This is a genomic window from Streptomyces sp. SID10853, assembly GCF_010548145.1.
Classification (GTDB): domain Bacteria; phylum Actinomycetota; class Actinomycetes; order Streptomycetales; family Streptomycetaceae; genus Streptomyces.
In genome coordinates this window covers 1-3,286 of the sequence record NZ_JAAGLN010000407.1, presented here as the reverse complement: position 1 = coordinate 3,286, position 3,286 = coordinate 1, and the positions used below count along the sequence as shown (strand labels likewise).

2 protein-coding genes and 3 pseudogenes are annotated in these 3,286 nt (G+C 72.2%); 4 read left to right on the top strand and 1 reads right to left on the bottom strand.

Annotated features, from left to right (window positions below):
• Positions 1–636, top strand: a pseudogene (locus G3I19_RS35555) (hypothetical protein); the annotation flags it as partial.
• 37 nt (positions 637–673) lie between these two features.
• Here the strand turns inward: G3I19_RS35555 and G3I19_RS35550 are convergent.
• The gene (locus G3I19_RS35550) at positions 674–1,279 is read right to left on the bottom strand and encodes a histidine phosphatase family protein (RefSeq protein ID WP_164267811.1); all 606 of its coding nucleotides are present in this window, start codon (positions 1,277–1,279) and stop codon (positions 674–676) included.
• Positions 1,280–1,460: 181 nt separating this feature from the next.
• Between G3I19_RS35550 and G3I19_RS35545 the strand changes: the two genes are divergently transcribed.
• From G3I19_RS35545 to G3I19_RS38380, 3 genes and pseudogenes are all read left to right on the top strand, one after another.
• Positions 1,461–2,414, top strand: coding sequence for a phosphatase PAP2 family protein (locus tag G3I19_RS35545; RefSeq protein ID WP_164267810.1), 954 nt, complete (start codon positions 1,461–1,463; stop codon positions 2,412–2,414).
• A pseudogene (locus G3I19_RS35540) lies at positions 2,305–2,994 on the top strand (hypothetical protein); the annotation flags it as partial. The gene G3I19_RS35545 and the pseudogene G3I19_RS35540, both read left to right, overlap by 110 nt.
• 56 nt (positions 2,995–3,050) lie before the next feature.
• Positions 3,051–3,286 (top strand): annotated as a pseudogene (locus G3I19_RS38380) (hypothetical protein); the annotation flags it as partial.

Genomic DNA, 3,286 nt, shown 5'->3' with positions numbered 1-3,286 from the left:
CCCGCACGGGTCGCCGGCGATCCGGCGCTGGAGGCCCACGCCTTCTGCAACACGGCGTTCCTGGCACGGGACGCGGGGCGCCCGCGTGAGGCGGTACGGGCCGCGCAGGCCGGGGAGCGGGCCGCGAAACAGCTGGCGTCGCCGCGGCTGCTCTCGCTGCTGACCCTGCGGGAGGCGGGCGGCTGGGCCGGGCTCGGCGACCGTACGGCCTGTTCGGATGCGCTGGTGCGGGCCAAGTCCCTCTTCGCGCAGGGCACATCGGACACCGATCCGGAGTGGATGACCTTCTTCGTGGAGGCCGAGCTGGAGATGCTGGAGGCGCAGTGCTGGTCGGCGCTGAGCGACTGGCCGCGCGCGGCCCAGCACGCCGAGCGCGCGGCGCAGCTCCAGGATCCGCACTTCGCCCGCAATCTGGCGCTCTACCGCGCGCAGCTCGCCGACGATCTGGCCAGGGCGGGCGCCCCCGACCGGGCGGCGGCGGCCGGGCACCAGGTGCTGGACCTGCTGGACCAGGTGCAGTCGTCCCGTATCCAGGCGATGCTCGCCGGCACGGCCCGCAGGCTGCTGCCCGAGCGCTCGGCGTCCGGGGTGCCGGCCTTCCTGGAGCGGCACGCCTCGACCCCACGGCTGGTCTGAGAGACCGAGGGGCGTGCCGGTCGCCCGAACCGGCCCGTCACGGCTCCAGGTGCTCCAGGTGCCCGGTGTCGTTCCACCGCTCGACCGCGGGGGCGTCGTACGCCCAGCCCAGCACCGAGAGCGACGCCGGGGCCAGCCGGATCCGGGCGCCGAACGTCAGGTCGTAGCCGAGCCAGCGCGCGGCGAGTGCCCGCAGGATGTGGCCGTGCGCGAAGACCAGCACGTCCTGGCCGCCGGTACGGATCCGGTCGATCGCCGCGTCGGCGCGCGCGGTGACATCGGCCACGGACTCACCACCGGGAACACCGTCGCGCCAGATGAACCAGCCGGGCCTGATGGCCTGGATCTCGGCCGGGGTGAGACCTTCGTACGCCCCGTAGTCCCACTCCAGGAGCGCGTCCCACTCCTGTGCGCGGTCGGCGAACCCGGCGAGTGCGCATGTCTCGCTCGCCCGTAGCAGTCCGCTGGTGAGCACCCGGGCGTCCGGCACCGCGTTCCACGGCGCCCGGTGCAGCCGCTCGCCGACGAGCTCGGCCCCCTCGCGCCCCTCGTCGAGCAGGGGGATGTCCGTTCTGCCGGTGTGTTTCCCGGACAGCGACCATGCGGTCTGTCCATGCCTGACCAGCAGCATGCGGGGTGCCATGACGCTCTCTCTTCCCGTGCGGTGATGCTTCTCCCATCATCTCGTACGGGGTCGGGGAGCAACCCGGGGGACGGTCCTGGCGTCCCCCCTACCGTGCCCCCGCAAAGAGGGGCCGCCTGAACTTGTCATTCCATACGCCCTATGGTGGTACGCCGGGTGACAGGCCCCGTTTGAACAGACGATGGAGAGCATTCGGATGCCGTACACCGCGAACCGTGACCGGCCCCGCTGGTGGACAGAGCTCCTCGTGATCGCTGTCGTCTACACCGCGTACTCATCGGGCCGGCTGCTGGCGCGCGGCAACACCGAGGACGCCGTCGATCACGGGCTGTCGCTGCTGCGCGCCGAGAAGTTTCTGCACATCAACGTCGAGCACCCGCTGAACAGGCTGTTCACCCACACCCCGGCCATCGGGATACCCGCCGACTTCGCCTATGCCTCGCTGCACTACCTGGTCACCCCGGCCATCCTGATCTGGCTCTTCCGGCGCCGGCCGGCCCAGTACCGCATGGCGCGCACCTGGCTGATGGCCTCCACCCTGCTCGGCCTGATCGGCTTCACGCTGACACCGACCTGTCCGCCGCGGCTGCTCGCCCACGCGGAGGGGTTTGTCGACACGATGGCGCAGTACAGCTCGTACGGCTGGTGGGGCGACGACGCGAGTGCGCCCCGCGGACTCGGCGGGATGACCAACCAGTTCGCCGCGATGCCGAGTCTGCATGTGGGCTGGGCGCTGTGGTGCGGGGTGATGCTGTGGCGCCACGGCCGTACGCCCGTGGCGCGAATACTCGGGGTGCTCTACCCGTTGACCATCACCTTCGTGGTGCTGGGCACGGCCAACCACTATCTGCTCGACGCGATCGCGGGGGTCGCGGTGATGGGTGTGGGGCTGCTGCTCGCCGGGCCCCTGGTGCGGCTGGCCGACCGGGTACGGGCACGGTTCTCCTCCCGTTCCTCCTCCCGTTCTTCCCGTACGGATGACAGTCCGTCGCCCGTTGTCGGTGCCGGATGCAAAACTTCCCCGGGTGAGCGATTCCCCGGGCAGCGGACCTCATCCGCCTCCTCCACCCCATCGGCCTCAGCCGCACCGGCGGGCGACACCGCCGACGACGGCACTCCGACAGCGGCTCGCTGAGCTGCGGGGCCCGTCCGTCGCGCCACAGCCACTGGACGCCCGCGCGCTGGCGGCCCTGGCGGCCAACCCGGGCTGTGAGCGGCGCGCGCTGCTCGACGGCGCCGGGGTGAACAAGACGGTTCTCGCCCAGGCCCTCGGCTCTCCCTCGGCCTTCGGCCAGTCCCAGTTCGCCTTCATGCGGGGCAATGCCTTCGAGGCGAGAGTGAAGGCCGACGGCGGCGCCGATCTGATGCGGCTGCTCGCGGAGCACATGGGCACGGCCGATCCGGTGGACGTCGCGGTGCCCGATCTCACGGCGGCGGGCCCCGAGGGCCGCGCGGCCCGCACGGCACTGGCGCTGCGGGAGGCCACGGAGGCCGGCGGGTGGAGCCTGTTCGACCATCCGATGCTGGCGCTCGATGTGGCGGGCTCGCCCGCCTATCTGGAGCCGGACGCGGTGGTGGTGGACCCGACAGGGCGCTGGACGGTGATCGAGATCAAGTCGTTCCCGATGATCGACGCGTCGGCGGACGCGGCGAAGGTGGGGGCGGCCGCCCGCCAGGCCGCGGTGTACGTACTGGCGCTGGAGCGGATCGCGGCGCATGTCGGCAGCGGCGGCTCGGGCGGCACTGGCGGCATGCCCAGTACGCTGGGGACGTGCAGAGGACGAGAACGGGGCAGCCGGGCGATACTGCCGGGCAGCCGAAGACGAAGGGGGCCGAGCGGGCCAGTGACGGGCAGGGTCTGGCGTTCGCCCGCGCCTGGGTGGAGTTCCCTGATCCCGCCGACGACGAACAGGTCGTCCGCTGCGACCTGACCTGGCTCACCTCACGGTGGACCTGCATGGTCGGCAGCGGCTGCCAGGGCATCGAGGCGGGCCGCGCCGACGACGG

Coding starts and splice junctions, on each gene's coding strand:
- G3I19_RS35550 (WP_164267811.1), bottom strand. CDS start 1,279: ATGGCACCCCGCATGCTGCTGGTCAGGCATGGACAGACCGCATGGTCG.
- G3I19_RS35545 (WP_164267810.1), top strand. CDS start 1,461: ATGGAGAGCATTCGGATGCCGTACACCGCGAACCGTGACCGGCCCCGC.